The organism is Glycomyces buryatensis, assembly GCF_004912275.1.
In the GTDB taxonomy this organism is placed as follows: Bacteria; Actinomycetota; Actinomycetes; order Mycobacteriales; family Micromonosporaceae; genus Glycomyces; species Glycomyces buryatensis.
Genome location: NZ_STGY01000029.1, coordinates 120,401 through 142,789, shown reverse-complemented (window position 1 = coordinate 142,789; position 22,389 = coordinate 120,401). Strand labels below are relative to the sequence as shown.

Genomic DNA, 22,389 nt, shown 5'->3' with positions numbered 1-22,389 from the left:
ACCGAAAGGCCCCACCGAAAGGCGGGGCCTTTCGCATACCCAGAAGTATTGGCCCCGCTATTCAGCGGGGCCTATTGCATATTCCCCAATAAGACTCGTTAGCCCTGCCAGCCGGCAGGGCTTTTTGTCGTACCCATCGGTTGGTGAGTCGGGGTTACTCTGAGGGTTCCGACTATTCCTGGAGGTTGTTGTGCGGAGCGGGATTTGCGTGAAGTGCCGGAGCAATCTGATTTATGTGGTGCCGGTCGAGACACCGGGGCGCATGAACGTGACGCCGTCCGGGCCGGACCTGTACCTCGGGAATGTGTACGTGCAGGACAGCCACTTCCTGGTGTGCAGGTCTTGCGGCTACACCGAACGGTACGTCAATAGCGATCGCCTGCACCTCATTGAGCAGCGAGGTCGCTCACTCGCAGAGGCTCAGGCGATCGCCCAGCAGCAGAACGGCTGAACCGCACGTCACTTAGACGTACGGGCCGGCCAGGGCCTCTCCGGCGTGTTGCCGGTACCAGAGCCCTCGATAACAACGCCACGGTTCCGGTCGGAGTTCGGTCGGAGCGAAGATCTGCTCCAGGAGGCTTCTCGCCTCAAGGAAGAAGTCGAGGCGTTCGTCAGGCGCGGCAACGTGTTGCGAGTCATTCACCGGAGATTCGGCCGGGAGGATCGCGAGCGAGGGCCACATGGTCGTCTGCTCCGCCAAGGGAAGCAGCCATGCACGCATCTCGTCGAGCGGTTCGCTGCCGACGGTGTAGGTGAATGAAGTCCGGTGGCCCGAGGCACGGGCCGCCGACAGGATTTCGGCCAGTCGTTCGGATTGGCGGGTGGCGGCCGGGACCGGGTCCGCGGCGGCCGCGTCTTCTGGGACGACCGGTTCGGCGAGTGCCTCGGCGCCGTCGTCTTCGAAGGATTCGGTGGTCAGAAACAGCAGGACCGGTCCGACCTTCTCGGCGAGCTCCGAGAACGCGGATGCGTTGCGCAGCGCCGGGGTCAGGACACCGAGGGTGGTCGAATCCGGCAGGCCCTCGGAGTTCATGGCCTCGCGCACCGCGATGAGGTGTTCGACCACGAGCGCTTCATCGTGAGCGACGCCCGCGGAGAGCATGACCTCCTCGAAGAGGTGCGGCGTGCCGTCATCGGCCAGGTCAGAGGCCAAGGCCTGCAATAGGTCCCGGTAGCCCTTCACCATTTCGGCCGCGTCCGTGCCGCTCTGGAGCAACAGGGTCGCGGACGTGCCGTCGGCGCGCAGGTATCCGCGCACCTCCTCGCCCGGTTCGGCCTCGATGATCTCGGCGACCGGGGTGCCGTCGACGCACAGCTCGCTCAGACCGTGCTGCGGGGAGGAGGGGTCCACGTGGGCGCGCAGGCTGAAGGGCGAGGTCGCCCGGTCCGCCGGTAGCACCGTCATGAACTCTTCGTCCTCGGAGTTGATGCGAAGCCGCATCCCCTCGGTGTTGTTGCCGCGCAACCCGTACAGGTTCAGCGCGATCAACAGCAGCTCACTCCACTGGAGGTCGTGGCGCACGGCCAGTCGCCTCCAGCGATGCACGGTAGACGAGATCGGGCCGGCCAGGTCAGCAGGCTGAGTTGGCTCTTCCATCACCAGTTCCGATCTTCCTTCTTGTCCCCACCGCGAATTACTCCACCGTACAAGAGACTTTGCCGTACAGGTGGACGCGGTCCGCCTCTATGCTAAGCCTGTCTAGACGCAAAAACACCCGTCGTGAGCACCGGCACGCGATTCTTGCCCCCAGCTGAAAGCGGACTACGCGGATTTCGGGAATTGTCTCTAGCATCGAATCGATACACCCCGAGGGATCTGGAGTCGGCATGCGCAACGGTGAGGGGCAGGGCCGTGTCCTCAAAGCGGTGGCCAAGACCTGGCCCGGCGTGGTCATGGGTGCCGTGCAGGGTCGGGCCCGCGAACACATCGACGCCGGTCGTTTCGACGAGGCCGCCGACACCCTCGCTGCCGCCGCCGAACGCTATGGCGCCGAATCGGCTCCGGCATTGCTGCTGGCCTGGACCCTGTACAAGGCCGGGCGCAGCGAGGACGCGCTGGAATGGGCCGGCGTGGCCGCGGAACGCGAGCCCGATAATCCCGACGTGTACTGGCTGCAATCCAATACGCTGTACGACCTCGAACGCCCGGACGAAGCCGCCGAGGTCATGTGGAAGGCCGTCGAACTCTCACCCGACAGCGGCAGCTACTACATCGAACTCGCGTGGTTTCAATACCAGGACAGGGAATACGCCCGCACCGTCGAACTGGTCGAGAAGGCGCTCGAATTGGCGCCCGACGACGCGCAGGTCCATTACACGGCCGGATTGATATTCGATCACCACTTGCGTCACAAGCGTGCGCAGGAACATTACGAGCGCGCGCTCGAGATCGATCCGGAGAACACCGACGCCCGCTACGACCTGGCCGAGGTCTTCCAGACCCGGGGCCGGCTCAGTCAGGGCGTTCGGTGCGTGTGGGAGACCGTTCCGGGCGAGGAGACCGAGACCGACCACGGCTCGATGTATGAGGTGGTGCTGCGCCGCTGGTCGTGGCGCTGGTACGAGTGGGCGCTGCGGGGTGCGCTGGTGCTCAATGTCATCGACTGGATCGTGCCGACGCCGATGTGGCTCGGCGCGGTGCTGGCCGGGGTGCTCATCGGGGGCTTCGGGGTGCAGTACGCGCGGTCGGTCGCCGCGCTGCCCGGTGAATGCCGGCGGGACCTGGTCGGGCAGGGGCGGCGCGGGTTCTTCGTCGGGGCGATTGTCCGGACGGTGCTGGCGCTCGCCGCGATTGCAGCGGTCCTGATGATGGAGCTGCCTCCGCTGCAACATCTGGCGGTGCTCGCGCTCATTATCGGCGGATATGCCGACTGGTACCGGGGTGCGGTGCGCATCTCGCAGAACGTCGATTGAGCGTCAGCCGGGCGGGTGTTGAGATTCGGTACTAGCCGCGCGGCAAGGTAGGCTTCGAGACCGCTGAATTCGACGTACTTGGAGGTCCCGTGGTCGATCAGGGTGTCGTCTGTTCGGTCGATTCGCTCGCCAGCGGCATCGGCGGCGACGTGCTCGCGGACGGCGGCAATGCCGTCGACGCGGCCATCGCGGCCGGTGCGGCCCTAACCGTGGTCGCCCCGCATCTGTGCGGGCTGGGCGGCGACCTGTTCGCGCTCGTCCACGTGCCGGGCGAGGAGGTGCCGGCCAGTCTGAACGCTTCGGGACGTTCAGGTTCGGGTGCCGACGCCGAAGCGCTGCGCGCCGAGGGGCACGTGGTGATGCCGTTCCGCGAGGACATCCGCTCGACCCCGGTGCCGGGTTGCGTCGACGGCTGGGTGGCGTTGCACGAGCGTTACGGGACGCGGCCGCTGGCCGAGTTGCTGGAGCCTGCTATCGCCTTGGCAGCCGGTGGATGGTCCGTCACCGCGATGTTCGCGACCGCGGGGAGGATGCTGGTCGGCGTCGAGGGGGCCGAGGACCTGGCGGGACTCGAAGCCGGCACGATGACCACGAGGGCGCGGACCGCGAACGCATTGCGCGCCATCGCCTCCGAGGGTCGCGACGGGTTCTATCGCGGTGATTTCGGCCAGGGACTGATCGAGCTTGGCGAGGGCCTGTTCACTGAGGCCGATCTGGCCGCGTTCCAGGCCGGTTGGGAGACGCCGCTGAGCGTCGACGCGCTCGGCCACCGGATCTGGTCGGCCGCGCCGAACTCGCAGGGGTATCTGCTGTTGCTCGCGCTGTCGATCGCCGACCGGCTCGATCTGCCCGAGGACCCGGCCGACCCGTTGTGGGCGCACTATCTGGTGGAGGCCTCGCGTCTGGCCGGATACGACCGGCCCGAGCGGTTGTTCGAGGGCGCCGAGGTCGCGGATCTGCTTGCGGCCGCCGGGGAACGCGCGGCGCGAGTGAGCGCCGACGGGCGGGTCGACGTGCCGGTGCACCAAGCCCCGGGCGGCACTACCTATATGGCGGTGGCCGATGCGGACGGCATGGCCGTTTCTTACATCCAGTCCAATGCGGCCGGGTTCGGGACGCGGCTGTTCGAGCCGCGCACCGGGATCGGTCTGCAGAACCGGGGGACGGGATTCAATCTCGTGCCCGGGCATCCGGCCGAATACGGTCCGCGCAAGCGGCCGCCGCACACGTTGGTGCCGGCGCTGGTGACGCGCCAAGACGGGTCGCTGCGGCTGGTCGCCGGGTCGATGGGCGGGGACTCGCAGCCGCAGATCGTGGCGCAGTTGATCACTCGGGTGCTCCGTAATGGACAGTCGGTGGAGGCGGCGGTGGGTTCGCCGCGCTGGAGGCTGCATCCGGGCGAGACCGGGTTCGGGACGTGGACTGGCGACTACGACATCGATATCGAGCTGGAGGCCGGGGCGCCCGGGGAGTGGAGCGCGGGACTGGCCGAGCGCGACCATGCGACGGCCTGGGCGGAGGCGGGCGGCGGCTTCGGACATGCGCACCTGATCGAGATCGACCTCGATGGCCATGCCGAGGGGGCGGCGGATCCGCGGGCGCAGACGGGCACGGTGGCGACTCACCGGATTGTCGGAGGGTCGCGGTAACTTCGAGGGCGGAAACTCACCGCCGGAAGGAACCCCGAACCATGACCCAGTCGCTCAGTCTCGCCGAGGCCCGCCGCATTGCCATCGCGGCCCAGCTGCGGCCCAAAGCGACTCGGTACAAGACCGTGCTCGAACGGCTCGGATGCATCCAGCTCGACACCATCTCCGCGGTCCGCCGCGCCCACGAGCTGACGCTGCTCGCCCGCGACCTCGATGTCGTCGAGGCGGCCGGGAGTCTCGATCGCCGGCGCAAGGCCGTCGCGTTCGAGTACTGGGCGCACGCGATGTCGCTCCTGCCCGTCTCCGCCTGGCCCTACCTGGCCTTTCGGCGCGACAGCTGGCGCGAGGTCCACGCGGAGGAATACCGCGCGGCCGAGCCCGTCAATGCCGAGGTTCGCGCGATGCTCGCCGAGCGCGGATCCATCACCGTCTCCGACCTCCCCGACGGCGCGATGCACCGGAACGGAACCGCCATCTCGAACATGGGCGACAGCTGGAACTTCCGGACCGATCACAAACGGGCCGTGGAGCGGATGCTGTGGGTCGGCGAGGTCGCCTGCACCGAGCGGGTCGGCTTCAAGCGCGTCTACCGCCTCGCCGAGAACGCCATCCCCGCCGAGCACTACTGGGACGCCGACGAGGAGGAGGGACTTCGCTTTCTCATTCGCACGGCGCTGCGGAATCTCGGGGTCGCCACGACCAAGGACATCGGCGACTACTTCCGGATCCGCCAGGCGCCCAGAGTCGAGCGGATGCTGCGCGAGATGGAGGCCGAGCAGGTCGCCGTCGAGGGCTGGAAGGCACCGGCCTGGATCGACCCGGAGGTGAAGCGGACGCGCCGGCCGGCCGCGGAGCGGCCGGTGGCGGTGTCGATGTTCGACCAGCTGGTGTGGCTGCGCGAGCGCATGGAGCGGTTGTGGGGCCACGACTGGAAGATTGAGATCTACGTGCCCGCTGCCAAGCGGAACTTCGGGTACTACTGCCTGCCGATCTTTGTCGGCGACGACCTGCCCGGACGCGTCGCCTTGCGCCGCAACAACGGCGACCTGGTGGTGGAGGCGGTGCAGTGGGACGAGGGGCGCGCCGACCGTGATCACCTGTACGCGGCGGTCGAGCGGGTGGCGGGGTGGGTCGATGCCGATGTGCGCTGGGAAGCGAAGCTGTGAGCATTGGCGAGCAATGGTTCGACCGGACAAGGTCGGCGCTTGCCTTCAAAACGGGCATCACGAAGGTCCCCCGATTCAAGCGTGGCTCGGAGGTATGACAATTCGGGGCGGCACGGAAAGGCCCGGCGCGAAGGCCGGGCCATTCCTCTCTCAACTCTTGCTGACTGCCGCTAGCTGGTGACCAGCGTCAGACCCCAGGCGTCCAGCGCCGGGCCGATGGGTTGGAAGAAGGTCGTGCCACCGGAGGAGCAGTCGCCCGAGCCACCGGAGGTCATACCCTGGGCGCTGTTGCCCGAGATGTACGAGCCGCCCGAGTCGCCGGGCTCGGCGCACACGGTGGTCTGGGTCAGGCCGTTGACGGTGCCCTCGGCGTAGTTGACGGTCTGGTCGAAGGCCTCCACGGTGCCGCAGTGCCAGCCTGTGGTCGAACCGGAGCGGCAGATCGCGGAGCCGATCGCCGCCTGCTCGGAGTCGTTGACCTCGACCGTGCCGGACTCGCCGTTGACGGTGTTTGTGACCGCGGTGCTCGCGGTGACCCAGGACATGTCCGAACCGGGGAACTCCGATTCCTGGAAGCTGCCGGAACCGATGTTTCCGGAGACCGAGTCGCCGGGAGAACCGCAGTGGCCGGCGCTCACGAACCCGCCGGTGTCGCCCTGAGTGACGGCGAAGCCGACCGAGCAGCGCGCGGCGCTGTTGATCATGTACGCGTCGCCGCCGACGACGTCGAACGTCTGGGGCGCCTCGGCGGTGAGGTCGACCGCGACCAGGTCGGCGTCGACGCCGGCGGCCTCGATCGCCTCGGACGCCGCGTGCTCGTCGGCGGCCTCCAGGACGACCTCATTGGACTTGACGTCGACGTAGTTGCCGTACACGCCGTCCGTGGTGACCTCCGCGAGCGAGGCGGCGGCGGATTCGAGTTCGGCCAGGTCGTGCTCGACCAGGACCGGGGTGGCGCCCTCGGCCTCCAGGTCGGCGGCGTCGGCCTCGGAGGTGGTGGCGACCATGACCGCGTCGGCGGCGTCGGCGACCCACACGCCCGCAAAAGAGTCCTCATAGGATTCCGGTGCGGAGGCGAGCAGATCGGCGGCGACGTCTTCCACGGCGAGCCGGTCGTAGACCTCGGATTCGGTGAGCCCGAAGGACTCCGACATCGCGTCGATGACCTCGGGGGTGACGTTCCCGAGCAGATCGGCGCGGGCCTCGTCGGTCCTGGCATCGAGTGGGTCGGCCGAAGCCGAGGTGGCGAAGGTGAAGGCGGCAGCGGTGAGGAGGGCGCCTGCGGCAGTGACCGCTAGCGCTCGTTGGCGTTTCATAAATTCATGCCTTTCGGGTGGGGGCATCCGACGCCCGCCGGGGGAGGAGGGCGGCATGACTCGACTGTGGTAAGTCGTGCCATACAAGCACTTTAGTGGTAATTCCGGCAAAGGTGAAGATAGGAATTATTCACTGAATATCATGCGATGTTTCGCATAGATGTCTCCAGTGGATACGGGATCGGCCAGAACGCCGAGTGTCGGGTTTCAGCTTCACCCAGTTCCCTTGTCGTGGAAGCAAAACCGCACCTCGGCCGATTTCAAGTGGTGCCTGGACGCGAGCAGGCGCCGCTCCGACTTGGAGTGGCGCCCGCTCGCGGTGGGTTCTAACGGAACGCGTCCGCGTGCTCGGCCGCCCACTGCGCGAACGAGCGCGGGGGCCGACCGACCAGCCGTTCCACCGTCGAGGCGACCGTCCGGCCCTCCTCGGGCGTATTGCCAAGGGCCTCAATGAGGAAGGCGATCATGTCCTCGCCCATGCCCTCGCCGGCCCACTTCTCGCGAGCCTGCTCCACGGTCAGCTCCACGAACTCGAGTTCGCGACCGATCGCCTCGCCGAGGATGCGGACCTTCTCGGTGATCGGCACCGCCTCCGGGCCGGTCAGCACGTACTCCTGGCCGTCGTGCCCGCCGTCGGCCAGGATCTTCGCGGCCACCGCTCCGATGTCGGCCGGGTGGATCATCGCGCTGACGCGGTCGCCGAACGGCTCGCGGATGGTCCCCTCCGCGCGGATCGCGGCGGCCCACCACATCAGCGTGTTCGACATGAACTCCACCGGGTGCAGGAACGTGGTCTCGATGGCGCCGGCGATCAGCGCCTGTTCGAGATCGCCCTCGGCGCGCCCGCCGAGTACGGTGGCGCGCTTGACTCCCGCGGCCTCGGCGAGGGCGACGATGCGCCCCGGTTCGGCCAGCGGCGCGTACTGGTCGCCGGCGAAGTTGATGAAGTGGACGGCGGTAATGCCGTCGAAGGCGCCGGTGAGCGTGTCGGGCTCACTCAGGTCTCCGACGGCGACCTCGACGCCTGCGGGGAGCTCGGCATCGGGGTTGCGGGTGAGGGCACGGATCTGGGTGCCCGGGTCGAGCTCGATGAGCTGGTCGATCACATTGCGGCCGACGGTGCCGGTGGCGCCGGTGATGAGAAAGGTCATGGGGTACTCCCTGCTCGGAATTGCTGAACGGAACGTTGTATTCCGATAATAGCAGAACGGAATACTTTCTTCCGTTAGGGAGGTGTGAAACAGCCTGAACAGGGGATTCGTTCTGCCCCTCAGTTCTGGCGGGGGTCCCCGGCGGTGATCAGGCCGGTTTCGTAGGCGCAGATGACCGCTTGGGCGCGGTCGCGCAGGCCCAGTTTCGCGAAGACCTTGCCCACGTGGGTCTTCACCGTCTGCTCCGAGACGAACAGGTCCCGGGCGATCTCGGGGTTGGAGAGGCCGCGCGCGATGAGCAGCAGGACCTCCTCTTCGCGGGCGGTCAGGACGTCGAGCCGGGACGAGCGCCCCACCGGCGTCGGGCGGGCCTTGAAGCAGTCTTCGATGAGGCGGCGCGTCACCGATGGGGCGAGCAGCGCATCGCCGTCCGCGACGATCCGGACCGCCGCGATGAGGTCGCCGGGCGGGGCGTCTTTGAGCAGGAATCCGCTGGCGCCCATGCGAAGCGCCTCGTAGACGTAGTCGTCGATGTCGAAGGTCGTCAGCATCAGCACGCGCGGGCGGCGTTCGGCCGGAGTCGACAGAATCTGTCGGGCCGCCTCCAGTCCATCCATATTGGGCATGCGCACGTCCATCAGGACGAGGTCGGGCCGCAGCCGCGAGGTCTCGGTGACCGCCTCCACCCCGTCCGAGGCGTCGCCGACGACTTCGATGTCGTCCTGCGCGGCCAGGAGTGCGGCGAAACCGGCGCGCACCATTGCCTGGTCGTCCGCGATGAGCACCCGGATCGTCACGCCGTTCCCTCCTCAGTGGCCGAACCCGCCGGGGCGGTCGCGGTCGTGGGCAGTACCGCCCGCACCGCGAATCCGCCCTCGGCGGTCGTTCCGGTCTCCAGTGTTCCGCCTTCCAGCGCGACCCGCTCGCGCATTCCGGCCAAGCCGAGCCCGGTGCCCTGCGTTTCGGGCGATCCGGCCCCCGGCGGCGGCGCTGCGTTGACCACCGTAATCACCACCTGCCCGTCGACACCTTGGACTTCCACGTCCGTCTCTGCCCCGGCGGCGTGGCGGACGACATTGCTCAGCGCCTCCTGCACCACCCGGAACACCGTCAGGGCAATGGTTTCGGGCAGGTCATCGGGCATGCCCTGCATCGCCAGCGTCGTCGGCGTCCCGGACCGGTCGACCGCCTCGACCAGACTGGCCAGCGCCTCCGGCCCCGGCTGCGGCTCGCGCAGCTGCGTCTGGTCCTCGCTGCGCAGCACGGTCAGCAGTCGCCGCATCTCGGCCAAGGAACCGCGGGCCTGGCCGCCGATGGAGCGGAATTCGTCCTTGGCCTCCTCGCTCAGGTCCGAGATCCGGTATTCGGCGGTCGATGCCTGCACGGCGATCACCGACATGTGGTGGGCCACGATGTCATGCAGTTCCCGCGCGAGGCGGGTGCGCTCCTCGAGCACGCGTCGCCGGGTGCGCTCCTCCTCGGAGACCCGTTCTTCTTCGGCGATCCGGACCCGGCCCTGCCGCCAGATCCGCACGGAGAGGCCGATCAGGAACGCCACGGCGCCGAGCAGTGCGGTCAGGGGCAGGTTGTCGGTGGCGGGGTTGGGACCCCCGACCGCATTGAGCGGGTTCAGGGAGACGGCGCCCGTGTTGAACGCCCATATCGCCCATACGCCGACGGCCGTGTACGACAGCCACCCGCCGATGGCGATCCAGACCCGGCAGTCGCGGGCCAGCGCGAACTGCATGACCAGCAGCGCGAAGACCGTCGGTGCCGTCGCCGGCCATGGTTGCCACTGGTCGACCACCGAGAACAGCGCGGTCGCGATGAGCGAGCCCAGGACCAGTGCCCATGCCCAGATCGGCCGGAACCGGGCCAGGATCACCGCCGTCCCGGTGGCGGCGCCGATGATGAGCGTCTCCAGTCCCATGCCGTAGTCGTCGCGCAGGATCTGGTTCTGGGTGGAGGCCAGTATCACCGCGAACGGGACCGATCCGGGGCCGAACAGGGCGAGGATCCGGGTGAACTTCCAGCGCCATTGCCCGTCATTGACCGGGCCGGTGTCGATCACGTAGCTGATGAGCCGGCGTATTGGGTGGTCGTGGGTGTCGTCCGCTGCTTGCACGCTTTAAACCTAGGCCGGTAGCGGCCCGTGCGGCATCACTCCGGGGTACGGGTCGGGCCTGGTCTTCTCACCCCTGGGGGTGAGGGCGGATTCCACGCCGCGGACCGAGGGCGGGCGGTGGGTTCGAATCTAGCTTTCGTCGCATGAATCGAGAGCTGTTTCAAAGCCGCGCAGCCGGACTGGTCGCGTTCGCGGCGGTGGCGGTGTGCATAGCGGGTTTCGCGGTGATGCACCTGACCCAGTCGGACGTGGTGAATCCGGTGGCGACTCCGGTGTCGAGTTATGCGCTGACGTTCCCGGGCATCGTCCTGTTCCCGCTCAGCTGCCTGAGTCTGGCCCTGGCCTGCACGATCTTGGCCGGGCGCAGCTTCGGGCTGGCGCGTGAGGGTTTCATCCGGTTCCTCTTGGGCGCGACGGCGGTGATGTTGGTCTTCGCGGCCGCGTTCCGGACCGGGACGCCGGAAACGGGGCTGACGTGGGGCGCGCAGATCCACCGCTATACGGCGGGGGCGGCGTTCGTGCTGCTGACGGTGGTGGCGGTGTTGTGCGCGGCGCAGATGCGTGCGGCGGGGACGCCGGACGTGGTGCGGCGGGCGACGTGGTGGGCGGCGGCGCTGGCGTCGCTGACGTTCGCGACCACCACGGTCAATACGTTCCTGCCGCGTATCGCCGACGGCGGCGACTGGCGCGGGATTCCGCAGCGGGTGCTGCTGGTGGTGCTGGCCGGCCTGGTCTTGGCGCTCATTTCGGGCTCGCAGCCGACGGCGGCTCCGGTTCCCGCACCGGTTCGGGTTCCTGCAAGGGCCGCAATGGCAATGGCGGCTTCGCGGAGGCCCGCGAGGATGGCCTCGCCGGTTGCATCGTCGGTCGCACTGTCGCGTGAATCGATCAGGCGTCCCGCTTTGGCGGTGTCGGAGTCATGAGTGGAAGCAATCCGGTGAGAAGCACGCATGATCAGTTCACGGCGTTGGTGTTCGCGGTCGCCGACTATGCCGAGCGCAGTCTGGCCCGGGCCGAGGAGCGTCGCCGCAAGCGTTCCCTGCTGCGGTGGTTCGACAGTTCGGCCGAGCGGGGGAAGCGGCCCGGCCCCGGTTTCGGCAGCTGGTTCTAGCAGACCGGTTCCGGCTAAATCGTGTTGATGTACTGCTCGAAGGTCTCGGCTCCCGCCTGGTAGAGGTTCAGCGCCTCTTCCAGGCGTTCCTTCGCCTGCTGCCACTGGCCGAGGGCCTCGCCGGGGAGGGAGCTGCTGGTCTCCTGGGTCGCTCCCGCGCCGGTGCCGATCGCGGTGTCCGTTTGGGACTGGGCGTTGCCGAGCGAGGCCGCGGCCTCGTTGACCTGCTCGATGGCGGATTGGATCTGCGCCTTGATCTCAGCTGTGCTCGCCATGGAAGGACCCTTCGATGCTCCGAGATGGCGCCCGGCCTGGGGCCGGGCGCGTGTCGCCTTCAACGGTATCGGATCGCCGGGACGGGCGAGGGACGCAGGGCGACGTTGCCTTGCGTCCCTTCAAGATCAATCCGCCTCGGACGGCCGTGCCCACTTTGGTCCCAGGAAGTGGTAGAAGCGCTCTCACCGCGGTGAGTACAGTCTCGCCCAGCCGGTGAGAAATCGGTTTCATTCCGGCTGGGCGGGCCGGTAGCGTTCACTCGCAATCGAACCCCGACGTGAGAGAACGCCCCACATGGCCCGCTTCACCCCGCCGCGCGATCCCGGCGGCCCGCTCGACAATCCGCGCCCCGCGATCGCCGTCCTCGGATGGCTGCTCGGTTCGCAGTGGCGGCGGCTCGTCGGCTCCACGCTCGTGTCGTTCACGTTCCTCGGCTGCCAGCAGGTCATCCCGTTCTTCGTGGGCCGCGCCATCGACGACGGGCTCATCCCCGGCGACCGGCCCGCCCTCTACGGCTGGGCCCTCGCCCTTGCGGTCTGCATCGGGATCGCCACGGCCACGGGCGTCGGCAGCTTCATCTACATGGTGAACACCGGCATGGACACGGACTTCCGGGTGCAGCGGCGCCTGGTCGACACCGTCGTCGCGACCGGCTCGAGGCTCCAGGGCCGCGCCGACGCCGGTGAGCTGGTGTCGATCTCGGCCGCCGACGCCCGCGCGTTCAGCATGCTGAGCATGATGACCGGCCGCCTCGTCTCCTCGGTGCTCGCGTTCGTCCTCGCCCTGGCGATCCTCGCCAGCCAGTCGTGGTGGTTCGCCCTGGCCGCCGGGATCGGCGTGCCCGCCATGTTCGCCTGCCTGCGGCCGCTGTTCCTGCGCCTCGAATCGCGCGGCGGCCGGCTGCGGGGCCGCATCGGCGTGCAGACCGGCATCAGTACGGACGCCGTCGCCGGGCTTCGGGTCCTGCGCGGCATCGGCGGCGAGGCCCACTTCCTGGACCGCTATCGCGATGCCTCCCAAGAGACCCGGCGCGCGGGCGTCCGCGTCGGCGGCACCGTCGCCGTCCTCGAATTCGCCCGGCTCGCCCTGCCCGGTGCGCTGCTCGTGGTCATCCTGTGGATGGGCGCGCGGTTCACCCTGGCGGGCACCATCACCGCCGGCGAGTTCGTGGCCCTGTTCGGCTATCTCATCGCCCTCACCCGCCCGGTCCAGTATTCGATCCAGTGCCTCGACGCGCTCACCAAGGCCATCGTCGCCTCCGGCCGCTTCCACAAGTTCCAGACCGAGACCGCCGCCGGCCCGGACGAAGTCACCGACGAACCCCCATGGCCCGCCGGGCGGGCATTGAGCGACCCGGCCACCGGACTCACCGTCGAACCGGGACGCCTCACCGGGATCGCGACCGCCGAAGGCCTCGGCGCGGCCGAACTGCTCGACCGGCTCGCCGGCTTCGGCGAGCCCGACGAACCCGCCCGGGTCGGCGAGGTTCCCTTGGGCGCCTTCACCACCGCGACCGTCCGGTCCCGCATCCACCTCATGGAGGCCCGCGCCCAGCTCTTCAGCGGGCCGCTGCGAGAACAGCTCGACGTCGACGGCGACCGGACCGACGCCGACATCATGCGGGCCATCCACGCCGCCTCGGCCGTCGACATCGTCGGCGTCGACCCCGCACTCCTCGAAAGCGACACCGTCCCGACCGAGGGCTTCGACCTCGATGCCATTGTGGGCGAACGAGGCCGCAACTTCTCCGGCGGCGAGCGGCAGCGCCTCATCCTGGCCCGCGCGCTCCTGACCGACGCCGAGATCCTGCTCCTCGACGACCCCGCCAGCGCCTGCGACGCCCAGACCGAGGCCCGCATCGCCGCCCGCCTCGCCCGGTACCGCCAGGGCCGGACCACCGTGATCGCCACGAACTCGCCGCAGCTCTTGGCGGTCTGCGACCGGGTGGCGTTCCTGTCGGGCGATCTCGCCACCGGCACCCACGCCGACCTGTTGGACCGAGACGACTACCGGGAGGCGGTCACCCGATGAACACCGAACTGCCCATCGCCACCGGGGCCCAGACCTGGGGCTACGTGCGCTCCCTGGTGGGGCGCCACCGCGTCAGGTTCTCGATCACCGTGGCGCTCACCGTCACCGCCGCCCTGGCGGCCATGACCACCCCCTACATCGTGGGCCTGATGACCGACGCCTTCGCCGCCTGGGCGCGGGGCGAGGATGTCGACCCCGGCGCGGACCTGGGCTGGCAGATCGGCCTCATCCTCACCGCGGTCCTCGCGCAGGCGGGCCTGGTCTGGGGCGCCTACCGCAATCTCGCGGTGCTGAGCGAGCGGATCACCGCCAACGTCCGCGAGGAGTTCCTGGAGCGGACTCTGGCGCTGCCGCCGGGCCAGGTCGAGGCCGCCGGGACCGGAGAGCTGTTGTCGCGCACCAGCCTCGACATCGGCCAGGTCCAGTATTCGATGATCCAGGCCGCGCCCCAGTTCTTCACCGGGATGGTCACGGTCCTGGTCTACCTCGCGGGCGCCTTCATCGTCTCGCCGGTGCTCGGCGCGTCGATCCTGGTGGCCGTCCCGCCGATGATCCTGGTGCTGCGCTGGTACTTCAAGCGCGCCTCCTCGGCGTTTCACCGGGTGCAGGCCGCCCGCGCCGAGCTGACGGCGGCGGTCGCCGAGACCATCGACGGCGTCAAGACCGTCGAGGCCCTCGGCTGGCAGCGGCGCCGCGTCGCAGTCACCGACCGGGCCGTGGGCCAGGTCCTGGGGGCGCAGCGGCGGACGATCGCGTTGCGCAGCAGGCTGTTCCCGGTGCTGGACTTCTCCGCGTTCCTGCCCTGCCTGACCGCGCTGGTCGTCGGCGGCACCCTCACGGCCACCGGGACACTCCCGCTGTCCGATACGACCACGGTAGTGCTGATCATGCAGCTGGCGGTGGCCCCGGCGATTGAGATGATCCTGTCGCTGGAGTTCGTGCAGATCGGCGGCGTGTCCCTGGCGCGGCTGGTCGGCGTCCAGGCGAGTGAGGACGATCGCGGCACGGCGAGGCCCGACCGCGACGCGGACGAGGTCATCGAGCTCAAGGGCGTCGACTTCGGCTACACGGCCGACCGGCCCGTCCTGCAGGGCGTCGATCTGGCGCTGCGACGCGGGGAACGGCTGGCCCTGGTCGGCCCCACCGGCGCCGGAAAGTCCACATTGGCCAGGTTGATGGCAGGTATCCATCGGCCGGACCGGGGATCGGTGCTGCTCGGCGGGGCCGAAGCGGGAGAGGTGGACGAAGTGTCCCTGCGGCGCTTCGTGGTTCTCGCGACGCAGGAGTACCACCTGTTCAATGACACGCTCGCCTCGAACCTGCGGCTCGGTGCGCCCGACGCGAGCGAGGTCGAACTGTCCGAGGCCCTGGAAGCGGTCGGCGCGGGCGGCCTGCCCGGGCGGCTGCCCGACGGGATCGACACAAAAGTCGGTGGTCGCGACCATGCATTGACGCCCGCGGAGGTCCAGCAGGTGGCGCTGGCCCGGGTGATTCTCGCCGCGCCCGAGGTGATCGTGCTGGACGAGGCGACCTCGATGATGAGCGCAGGCGCCGCCAGCGACATCGAGCGGGGCCTGAACCGGATCCTGAAGGGGAAGACGGTCGTCAGCATCGCCCACCGGCTGAACACGGCCCACGACGCCGACCGGGTGGCCGTGGTCGAGCGGGGCCGCATCACCGAACTGGGCACTCATGACGAACTGGTGGCCCGGAACGGTTCCTATGCGGCGCTGTGGAGCCGCTGGCACGGCTGAGCTTGACACGGCCACGACGGTGTCCACATTGCAGCCTGCGGGCGCTCGGAGCTGCGACAATGACCGGGTAAACCCCCTGTCGTTAGGAGCACTGCAATGACGCATTCATCCGACCCGGCCGTCCACGGCCCGGGCCACGGCACGCTCTCCATCGCGAGCATCCTCGCCGAATCCGCGCGCCTGCATGCCGACCGGCCCGCGCTTCACTTCATGGGGCACACCATTCCCTATCGGGCCCTGTGGGACCAGACCCGCGACTACGCCGGGGCGCTGGCCGCGCGCGGCATCGGCCCCGGCTCGAGGGTGGCGATGCTCGTCCCCAATGTCCCGGACTTCCCGCGCGTGTACTACGCGGCGCTGGCGCTCGGCGCCGTCGTCGTCCCGATCCACCTGCTGTTCAAGGCGGAAGAGATCGAGTTCGTCCTCCGCGACTCCGAAGCCGACCTGCTGGTCGCCGCCGCGCCCATGCTCGCCGAGGCCGCGCGCGCCGCCGCGAAGGCCGGCGTGCCGCTGGTGACCGTGCTCGTGCCGGATGGCACCGAGATCGGCGGGGCGCCCGTGCCGCGGTTGGAGGACGAGGCCGCCGCGGCTACCCCGATCGTCCGCCACGTCCCGGTCAACCCGCTCGACGCCGCCACGATCATGTACACCTCCGGGACCACCGGGACGCCCAAGGGCGCCGTCGGATCCCACCTGGCCATGGTCGAGCAGGTGCACTGCGCGATCATCGACGCCTTCGACACCCGCGTTGACGACGTCATCTACGGCGGGCTGCCGTTCTTCCACTCCTTCGGCCAGATGGCGGTTCTGAACCTCGCCTTCCGGCGCGGCTGTTCGATCATCCTGCTGCCGAAGTTCGACCCCGACGAGGCGCTGGCGCTCTTGGTGCGGCACCAGGCGACCGTGTTCACCGCGGTGCCCACGAACTTCGCGGGCATGGTCGAGGCCGCGCGCCGCTCGGGCGAGCGCCCGCCGCTGCGCTACGCCATCTCCGGCGGCGCCGCGCTGCCGGTGGCGTTGCTGGAGGCCTTCGGAGAGGCGTACGGCGCACCGATTCACGAGGGTTACGGGCTGACCGAGACTTCCCCGGCCGCCACCTTCAACTACTGCTCCGAGCCGATCAGGCCGGGCACCGTCGGGCGCCCTTTCTGGGGCATCGATGTCGCGGTGGCCGACGCCGAGACCGACGACCGCATCGAGATCCTGGACGATCCCGACGCGCTCGGCGAGATCGTGGTGCGCGGCCACAACCTCATGAAGGGGTACCTGGGCCGGCCCGAGGCCACCGCGGATGCGGTGATCGACGGGTGGTTCCGCACCGGCGACCTCGGCAGGGTCGATGCGGAAGGCATCGTGACCATTATCGACCGCAAGAAGGACATGATCATCCGCAACGGCTACAACGTCTATCCGACCGAAGTGGAGGCCGTGCTAACCCGGCACCCGGCGGTGTCGATCGCCGCGGTCTTCGGTGTGCCGCATGAGGTCCACGGCCAGGAGGTGCACGCCGCCATCGTCCCCGCGGCCGGGCGGAATCCCGATGTGCAGGAACTGGTGGCTTTCATGAAGGAGAAGGTCGCCGCGTTCAAGTACCCGCGCGTGGTGCACGTGCTGGCGAACCTTCCGTTCGGTCCGAGCGGGAAGGTCCTCAAGCGCGAGCTGGTAAAGCGGTTCGGAGCGTAGGGGATCGGGTGTCAACCGGCCGCGCCCCGGATGCGTTGCGGGAATTGTTGTTCCACCTAGGCAAGTCCCGTGCCGCGAACGTCGCGGGGATGGCCGACGATGCCGGGCGCCGAGCCGAAGGGCGCGTGCGGGTTTCCGCACGCGCCCTGGATGTGTGATCGCTTTTCGCTACGGCACGGTGTACCCGGCGGCGCGGAGGATGTCGTACCACTCCGGGCGCGTCAGCGGGATGTCCGAGCCCTGCGCGGAACCGGCGACGCGTTCGAGGTTGGTGGTGCCGATGACGACCTGGATGTTCGCCGGGTGGCGGGTGATCCAGGCGACCGCGATCGCGATGGGCGGCACGCCGTACTTCTCGGCGATCCGGTCGATCACCGCGTTCAGCTCCGGGTAGCGGTCAGAGCCGAGGAACGGCCCGTCGAAGAAGCCCGCCTGGAACGGCGACCAGGCTTGGACCGTGATGTCGTTGAGGCGGCAGTAGTCCAGCAGGCCTTCGTCGCGGCTGACCGACTGCTCCAGGCCCTGCATGTTCGCGGCCACGCCCTGGGCGATCAAGGGCGCGTGGGTGACCGACAACTGCACCTGGTTCGCGACCAGCGGCTGCGCGACGTACTTGCGCAGCAGGTCGATCTGGCGCGGCGTGTGGTTCGAGACGCCGAAGGCGCGGACCTTGCCGGAGGCCGCCAGCTCATCGAACGCGCGCGCCACTTCCTCCGGCTCGACCAGGGCGTCAGGGCGGTGGAGCAGCAGGATGTCGATGTAGTCGGTCTCCAGCGCCGCCAGCGACCCGTTGACCTGCTTGATGATGTGGTCGTAGGAGAAGTCGAAGTGCCAGCTGTCGCCCTTGACGATCCCGGCCTTGGTCTGGATCACCAGCTGCTCGCGCTCGGCGGGCGTCAGCTTCATCGCCTCGGCGAAGCGGCGCTCGCAGCCGTGGAAGCCGTCGCCGTAGATGTCGGCGTGGTCGAGGAAGTTGATGCCCGCCTCGGTCGCGGTGCGGACCAGTTCCCGGACCTCCTCGTCGGTCTTCTCCTGGATGCGCATCAGGCCGAGCACCACATTGGGTGCGGTGATCTCGGTGCCCGGCATCTTGAACGTCTTCATGCTTGAATTCCCATCGTCAAAGTTGCCCCGAACGCCGGTACCCCCGGCATCGGGTAAATCGTTATGCAGCAGAGAGCCGCGCGACCTGGTCGGCGGAAAGGACGACCTCTGCGGCCTTCGCGGAGTCGCGGATGCTCTCGGGCCGGGAGGCGCCCGGAATCGGGATCACCACCGGCGCGAGCGCGAGTTCCCAAGCGAGCGTGACCTGGTAGACGCTGACGCCGACCTCCGACGCGACCGCGTCGAACTCGGCGTGGCGGCTTCCCAGCTCGGGGGCGCCCTTGATGCCGCCGAGCGGGCTCCACGGCAGGAACGCGATTCCCAGTTCGGCGCAGTGCTCCAGTTCGACCTCGCTGGAACGGAACTTCGGCGAGAACTGGTTCTGCACCGAGACGAGCCGGCCCCCCAGGATCTCGTTCGCCTCATCGATCTGGGCGATGTCGGCATTCGAGATGCCCGCCATCAGGATGACGCCCTCGTCCAGCAGATCGCGGATGGCGCCGACCGAGTCCGCGTAGGGGACCTCGGGGTCGGGCCGGTGGAACTGGTACAGCCCGATCGCCTCGACGCCGAGCCGCTTGGCCGAGGCCTTCGCGGCCTCCTTGAGGTACTCGGGCCGCCCGTTCTTGGTCCAGCTCCCGTCGCCGGGGCGCAGGTGGCCGCCCTTGGTGGCTACCAGGACCTCGCCGGTGTCGCCGTACTCGCGCAGCGCCTCGGCGATGAGAAATTCATTGTGGCCGACCTCGCCCGCGTCGCGGTGGTAGGCGTCGGCGGTGTCGATGAGCGTGACGCCGGAGTCGAGCGCGGCGTGGATCGCGGCGATCGACCGGGCGTGGTCCCGCTCGGCCATGATCGACATCGGCATGCCGCCGAGCCCGATCGCCGAAACGCTGCGGCCGCCGATGGTGCGCTGTTGCATGGCTGCTCTCCCTTGAGACGATGCTTTGAGACGAAACCTTGAAACCGTGCGGTGCGCCCGCGCGCACCGGACCGGCGCCGCGACAGGCTTACCCCGTCATCCTAGGAAGCGGTAATCTAGAAGTCCAATAACTGTTAGTTCTGATATTGAGAAATACGGGGAATGAGTCATGGAACTGCGGCAGATGGAGTACCTGGTCGCGCTGGCCGATGAGAGGCACTTCACTCGCGCCGCCGAGCTCGCCGGCATTTCGCAGTCCGGCCTGTCGGCGGCGATCCGCGGGCTCGAAGAGGAACTCGGCACCAGCCTGTTCGTCCGGACCACCCGCCGCGTCGAGCCCACCGAGGCCGGATTCGCCCTCCTGCCCTTCGCGAGAGCGATGCTCGAACAGGCCGCGAACGCCCGCGACGCGGTGGTGCAGGCCAGCCGCGCCGTCTCCGGCTCGCTCCGCATCGGCGCCGAGCAGTGCCTCGGCCTGGTCGACATCGCGGGCCTGCTCGACCGCTTCCACCGGCGCCACCCGCAGGTGGAGACCCACTTCATCCAGACCGGCTCGCACGACCAGCTCAGTCTGCTGCGCGCCGGCGAACTCGACGTCGCGTTCGTCGCCACCGACAAGCACCTCACCGGCCTGCGGCGCAACGAGATCGGACGCGAATCGCTGGTGCTGCTGACCCTTCCCGAGCATCCGCTGGCCGGCAAGTCGTCCGTGCGAATCGAAGCGCTCGAGGACGAGGACTTCATCGACTTCGGGCCGTCGTGGGGCGTGCGGACGCTGAACGAGACCGCCTTCGCCTCGCGCGGGGTGCACCGGCGCGTCCGCAGCTCGGTCAACGACGTCCACACCCTGCTGGACCTCGTCGTCCGCGGGCTCGGCATCGCCGTGGTGCCCCGGCACGTCGCGGCCAAGCCCCAGGCCGGGCGGCTGCGCGCCCTCCCGCTGACCGGCCCCGGCACCCCCGAATGGATCGTCTCGGCCGTCTCGACGCACGGCGACCAGCCCGACTCCCCGGCCGCCCACCTCCTCGCACTCCAAGCCGAGACGCCGGTCTGCCTCCCCGAGCCGATCTGACCACTGCGACCTGACTCACGCCGGGCCTCGGGCAAGCAGAGTCATTGCGGCGCAGCGACATCCATCACCAGGTCAGCCCGCCCCGGACGCTTCTGGAAAACCCGGAGGCGGTCGCCGATTCGCGCGGGTACAGTTCTCGCGGCTTACGGGAGACGCCCCCCATCGGCGCCCGAAAGCGAACACCCGACCGACCCCGACACAGGACCGCAGGTCTCATGGAGACAATCTCCCTGGACGGAAAACGTCCCCTCAAATCGGTAGCGAAAGTGCTGCGCCCCAGAAGAAACCGACTCATCCTGGCCGCGCTGTGCTTCGCGGTCAAGGACAGCCCCGGCTGGCTCATGCCGGTCATCACCGGCGCCGCGGTCGACCTCGTCGTCGACGACGGACCGCTGTCCTCCCTGGCCTGGCTCGCCGCGCTGGCGGCGGCGCTCCTCCTCCAGAACTTCCCCATGCACGTGTGGTTCACCCGCCTGTACATGGGTGCGGTCCGCGGCCTCGGCGCCGACTTCCGCAACGCCCTGGCCGCACGACTCCAGTTGCTGTCCATCGGCTTCCACTCCCGCTCGAACGCCTCGATCATCCAGACCAAGGTCGTCCGCGACGTCGAGAACATCGAGCTGATGTTCTCCCAGGCGGGCGGCCCGTTCCTGTCGGCGGTCTTCGTCTTCGCCGGCGCGATCACCATGACCGCCCTGTCCGTCCCCGAGTTCCTGCCGATCTTCGCGCTCTCCCTGCCGTGCGGCTTCGGCGTGTGGTGGTTCACCCGCCGCCGCGCCCAGCAGCGCAACGAGGAGTTCCGGCGCGAGATGGAGAGCTTCTCCGCTCGCGTCGGCGAGATGGCCACCCTCATGCCGATCACCCGCGCGCACGGCCTGGAGCACGTCGCGGCCGGACGCGTCGCCGAAGTGGCCGAGGAGGTGCGGCACAGCGGACTTCGCCTGGACGTCCTCAATGGTCGGTTCGGCGCGGCCAGCTGGGTCACCATGCAGCTCTTGTCCGTCGGGTGCCTGCTGCTGGCGGCATTGGTCGCCCTGCTGGGCTGGGCGCCGATCTCTCCCGGCCAGGTCGTCCTGCTCGGCACCTACTTCTCGGCGCTGACCGGGACGGTGACGGGCGTGCTCGGCCTCTTCCCGATCATCGCCCGCGGCAACGAGTCCGTGCGCTCGATCGCCGAACTGCTCCAGGACCCCGACGTCGAGCTCAATGAGGGCAAGACGAAGGCGGACCGCGTCGCAGGCCGGGTCTCGCTGCGCCAGGTGAAGGTGCACTACGCGAACGACGCCAATCCCGCGCTCGACGGCGTCGACCTCGATATCGAGCCCGGCCAGACCGTCGCGCTCGTCGGCCCCTCGGGTTCGGGCAAGTCCACGCTGACGAACACCGTGCTCGGGCTCATCCGGCCTTCTTCCGGCGCCGTCCTGCTGGACGGCAAGGACATGGAGGAGCTCGACATGCGCTCGGTGCGCCGCCACGTCTCGGTGGTGCCGCAGGACTCGGTGCTCTTCGAGGGCTCGATCCGCGACAACATCACCTACGGCCTCGGGCCCATCGAGGACGAGCGGGTGCGGCAGGTCCTGCGGGACGCGAACGCGCTCGAATTCGTGGAGTCCCTGCCCCACGGCTGGGACACCGTGGTCGGCGAGCGGGGCGCGCGACTCTCGGGCGGCCAGCGCCAGCGGCTGTCGATCGCGCGGGCGCTCATCCGCGATCCGCGCATCCTGTTCCTGGACGAGGCGACCAGCGCGCTCGACTCGGAGTCGGAGCGCCACATCCAAGGGGCGCTGGAGAAGCTGATGCAGAATCGCACCACTCTCGTTGTCGCCCACCGGCTCTCGACCATTCGCAATGCCGACGTGATCGTGGTCCTGGAGCACGGCCGGATCACTGAGCAGGGCACCCATGACGAACTGCTGGCTTCCTCGGGTCGGTACGCGACGACCTGGGGCGTCCAGCACGCGGGGAGCGCCGCAGCGGCCTGAAATCCATACTGAGGCACTGTCCGAGAGCCCGCGGTTCCCGCCTGCGATGCGGTTGAACTGCGGGTTCTCTCCATCGTGGGGCGGAACACATCCCGAAGACGGTGCACTGAGTGCATCGTTGCATCTAGTGTAACCAG

Annotated in this window: 19 protein-coding genes; 11 read left to right on the top strand and 8 right to left on the bottom strand. The window is 68.9% G+C overall.

All coding sequences use genetic code 11. The features are described 5' to 3' along the window. Positions 1-262 precede the first annotated feature (262 nt). Positions 263-451 (top strand): hypothetical protein, encoded by a 189-nt coding sequence (locus FAB82_RS08160; RefSeq protein WP_136534041.1) that lies wholly within the window; start codon positions 263-265, stop codon positions 449-451. Positions 452-463: 12 nt separating this feature from the next. On the opposite strand, the gene FAB82_RS26970 is transcribed toward FAB82_RS08160, so the two are convergent. Further along, positions 464-1,597 carry a hypothetical protein gene (locus FAB82_RS26970; RefSeq protein ID WP_168801489.1) on the bottom strand — a complete coding sequence of 378 codons (1,134 nt, stop codon included), beginning with the start codon at positions 1,595-1,597 and terminating at the stop codon, positions 464-466. Positions 1,598-1,827: 230 nt separating this feature from the next. On the opposite strand from FAB82_RS26970, the gene FAB82_RS08150 reads away from it, so the two are divergent. The 3 genes from FAB82_RS08150 (at position 1,828) to FAB82_RS08140 (ending at position 5,728) form a co-directional block, all read left to right on the top strand. Next, positions 1,828-2,913 carry a tetratricopeptide repeat protein gene (locus tag FAB82_RS08150; RefSeq protein WP_136534040.1) on the top strand — a complete coding sequence of 362 codons (1,086 nt, stop codon included), beginning with the start codon at positions 1,828-1,830 and terminating at the stop codon, positions 2,911-2,913. 89 nt (positions 2,914-3,002) lie between these two features. Further along, a complete protein-coding gene (locus FAB82_RS08145) occupies positions 3,003-4,562 on the top strand; it encodes a gamma-glutamyltransferase family protein (RefSeq protein WP_136534039.1) in 1,560 nt (519 codons plus the stop codon). Positions 4,563-4,603: 41 nt separating this feature from the next. Then, positions 4,604-5,728: a DNA glycosylase AlkZ-like family protein gene (locus FAB82_RS08140; RefSeq protein WP_136534038.1), complete on the top strand. Its 1,125-nt coding sequence runs from the start codon at positions 4,604-4,606 to the stop codon at positions 5,726-5,728. Between the two features lie 170 nt (positions 5,729-5,898). Here FAB82_RS08140 and FAB82_RS08135 read toward each other — a convergent pair whose 3' ends face one another. The 4 genes from FAB82_RS08135 to FAB82_RS08120 form a co-directional block, all read right to left on the bottom strand. Continuing rightward, positions 5,899-7,044, bottom strand: a complete 1,146-nt coding sequence (locus FAB82_RS08135; protein ID WP_168801488.1) for a S1 family peptidase — start codon at positions 7,042-7,044, stop codon at positions 5,899-5,901. Positions 7,045-7,370: 326 nt separating this feature from the next. Then, entirely contained in the window at positions 7,371-8,195 is an 825-nt protein-coding gene (locus FAB82_RS08130) for an NmrA family NAD(P)-binding protein (RefSeq protein ID WP_136534036.1), read from the bottom strand. Positions 8,196-8,314: 119 nt separating this feature from the next. Next, positions 8,315-8,992 (bottom strand): response regulator, encoded by a 678-nt coding sequence (locus FAB82_RS08125; RefSeq protein ID WP_136534035.1) that lies wholly within the window; start codon positions 8,990-8,992, stop codon positions 8,315-8,317. Further along, positions 8,989-10,320 carry a sensor histidine kinase gene (locus tag FAB82_RS08120; RefSeq protein ID WP_136534034.1) on the bottom strand — a complete coding sequence of 444 codons (1,332 nt, stop codon included), beginning with the start codon at positions 10,318-10,320 and terminating at the stop codon, positions 8,989-8,991. Before FAB82_RS08120 ends, FAB82_RS08125 begins: the two co-directional genes overlap by 4 nt. Before the next feature lie 143 nt (positions 10,321-10,463). Between FAB82_RS08120 and FAB82_RS28345 the strand changes: the two genes are divergently transcribed. Further along, positions 10,464-11,243 carry a DUF998 domain-containing protein gene (locus FAB82_RS28345; RefSeq protein WP_136534033.1) on the top strand — a complete coding sequence of 260 codons (780 nt, stop codon included), beginning with the start codon at positions 10,464-10,466 and terminating at the stop codon, positions 11,241-11,243. A 14-nt stretch (positions 11,244-11,257) separates the two neighbouring features. After that, on the top strand, positions 11,258-11,431 hold the full coding sequence (locus FAB82_RS26965) for a hypothetical protein (RefSeq protein WP_168801487.1): 174 nt from the start codon (positions 11,258-11,260) through the stop codon (positions 11,429-11,431). 14 nt (positions 11,432-11,445) lie between these two features. Here the strand turns inward: FAB82_RS26965 and FAB82_RS08110 are convergent, their stop codons facing one another. Continuing rightward, complete coding sequence (locus tag FAB82_RS08110) at positions 11,446-11,706, bottom strand: hypothetical protein (protein ID WP_136534032.1); 261 nt, start codon at positions 11,704-11,706, stop codon at positions 11,446-11,448. A gap of 295 nt (positions 11,707-12,001) precedes the next feature. Between FAB82_RS08110 and FAB82_RS08105 the strand changes: the two genes are divergently transcribed. The 3 genes from FAB82_RS08105 (at position 12,002) to FAB82_RS08095 (ending at position 17,175) form a co-directional block, all read left to right on the top strand. After that, on the top strand, positions 12,002-13,738 hold the full coding sequence (locus FAB82_RS08105) for an ABC transporter transmembrane domain-containing protein (protein WP_136534031.1): 1,737 nt from the start codon (positions 12,002-12,004) through the stop codon (positions 13,736-13,738). Beyond that, positions 13,735-15,492 carry an ABC transporter ATP-binding protein gene (locus FAB82_RS08100; RefSeq protein WP_136534030.1) on the top strand — a complete coding sequence of 586 codons (1,758 nt, stop codon included), beginning with the start codon at positions 13,735-13,737 and terminating at the stop codon, positions 15,490-15,492. Before FAB82_RS08105 ends, FAB82_RS08100 begins: the two co-directional genes overlap by 4 nt. A gap of 96 nt (positions 15,493-15,588) precedes the next feature. After that, complete coding sequence (locus FAB82_RS08095; RefSeq protein WP_136534029.1) at positions 15,589-17,175, top strand: AMP-binding protein; 1,587 nt, start codon at positions 15,589-15,591, stop codon at positions 17,173-17,175. Between the two features lie 168 nt (positions 17,176-17,343). Here FAB82_RS08095 and FAB82_RS08090 read toward each other — a convergent pair whose 3' ends face one another. Both FAB82_RS08090 and FAB82_RS08085 read right to left on the bottom strand, forming a co-directional pair. Further along, positions 17,344-18,279: an aldo/keto reductase gene (locus tag FAB82_RS08090; RefSeq protein ID WP_136534028.1), complete on the bottom strand. Its 936-nt coding sequence runs from the start codon at positions 18,277-18,279 to the stop codon at positions 17,344-17,346. A 61-nt stretch (positions 18,280-18,340) separates the two neighbouring features. After that, positions 18,341-19,198: an aldo/keto reductase gene (locus FAB82_RS08085; protein ID WP_136534027.1), complete on the bottom strand. Its 858-nt coding sequence runs from the start codon at positions 19,196-19,198 to the stop codon at positions 18,341-18,343. 169 nt (positions 19,199-19,367) lie between these two features. Here FAB82_RS08085 and FAB82_RS08080 point away from each other — a divergent pair, with 169 nt between their 5' ends. Together FAB82_RS08080 and FAB82_RS08075 are read left to right on the top strand one after the other, a co-directional pair. Next, entirely contained in the window at positions 19,368-20,270 is a 903-nt protein-coding gene (locus FAB82_RS08080; protein WP_211116449.1) for a LysR family transcriptional regulator, read from the top strand. Between the two features lie 215 nt (positions 20,271-20,485). After that, complete coding sequence (locus FAB82_RS08075; protein WP_136534026.1) at positions 20,486-22,252, top strand: ABC transporter ATP-binding protein; 1,767 nt, start codon at positions 20,486-20,488, stop codon at positions 22,250-22,252. Positions 22,253-22,389: the final 137 nt, after the last annotated feature.

What these genes read in the sequence shown, in the direction of transcription:
- FAB82_RS08160 (WP_136534041.1), top strand. Translation starts at nt 263, where the DNA reads ATGAACGTGACGCCGTCCGGGCCGGACCTGTACCTCGGGAATGTGTAC.
- FAB82_RS26970 (WP_168801489.1), bottom strand. Translation starts at nt 1,597, where the DNA reads ATGGAAGAGCCAACTCAGCCTGCTGACCTGGCCGGCCCGATCTCGTCT.
- FAB82_RS08150 (WP_136534040.1), top strand. Translation starts at nt 1,828, where the DNA reads ATGCGCAACGGTGAGGGGCAGGGCCGTGTCCTCAAAGCGGTGGCCAAG.
- FAB82_RS08140 (WP_136534038.1), top strand. Translation starts at nt 4,604, where the DNA reads ATGACCCAGTCGCTCAGTCTCGCCGAGGCCCGCCGCATTGCCATCGCG.
- FAB82_RS08135 (WP_168801488.1), bottom strand. Translation starts at nt 7,044, where the DNA reads ATGAAACGCCAACGAGCGCTAGCGGTCACTGCCGCAGGCGCCCTCCTC.
- FAB82_RS08130 (WP_136534036.1), bottom strand. Translation starts at nt 8,195, where the DNA reads ATGACCTTTCTCATCACCGGCGCCACCGGCACCGTCGGCCGCAATGTG.
- FAB82_RS28345 (WP_136534033.1), top strand. Translation starts at nt 10,464, where the DNA reads ATGAATCGAGAGCTGTTTCAAAGCCGCGCAGCCGGACTGGTCGCGTTC.
- FAB82_RS08110 (WP_136534032.1), bottom strand. Translation starts at nt 11,706, where the DNA reads ATGGCGAGCACAGCTGAGATCAAGGCGCAGATCCAATCCGCCATCGAG.
- FAB82_RS08105 (WP_136534031.1), top strand. Translation starts at nt 12,002, where the DNA reads ATGGCCCGCTTCACCCCGCCGCGCGATCCCGGCGGCCCGCTCGACAAT.
- FAB82_RS08100 (WP_136534030.1), top strand. Translation starts at nt 13,735, where the DNA reads ATGAACACCGAACTGCCCATCGCCACCGGGGCCCAGACCTGGGGCTAC.
- FAB82_RS08095 (WP_136534029.1), top strand. Translation starts at nt 15,589, where the DNA reads ATGACGCATTCATCCGACCCGGCCGTCCACGGCCCGGGCCACGGCACG.
- FAB82_RS08090 (WP_136534028.1), bottom strand. Translation starts at nt 18,279, where the DNA reads ATGAAGACGTTCAAGATGCCGGGCACCGAGATCACCGCACCCAATGTG.
- FAB82_RS08085 (WP_136534027.1), bottom strand. Translation starts at nt 19,198, where the DNA reads ATGCAACAGCGCACCATCGGCGGCCGCAGCGTTTCGGCGATCGGGCTC.
- FAB82_RS08080 (WP_211116449.1), top strand. Translation starts at nt 19,368, where the DNA reads ATGGAACTGCGGCAGATGGAGTACCTGGTCGCGCTGGCCGATGAGAGG.
- FAB82_RS08075 (WP_136534026.1), top strand. Translation starts at nt 20,486, where the DNA reads ATGGAGACAATCTCCCTGGACGGAAAACGTCCCCTCAAATCGGTAGCG.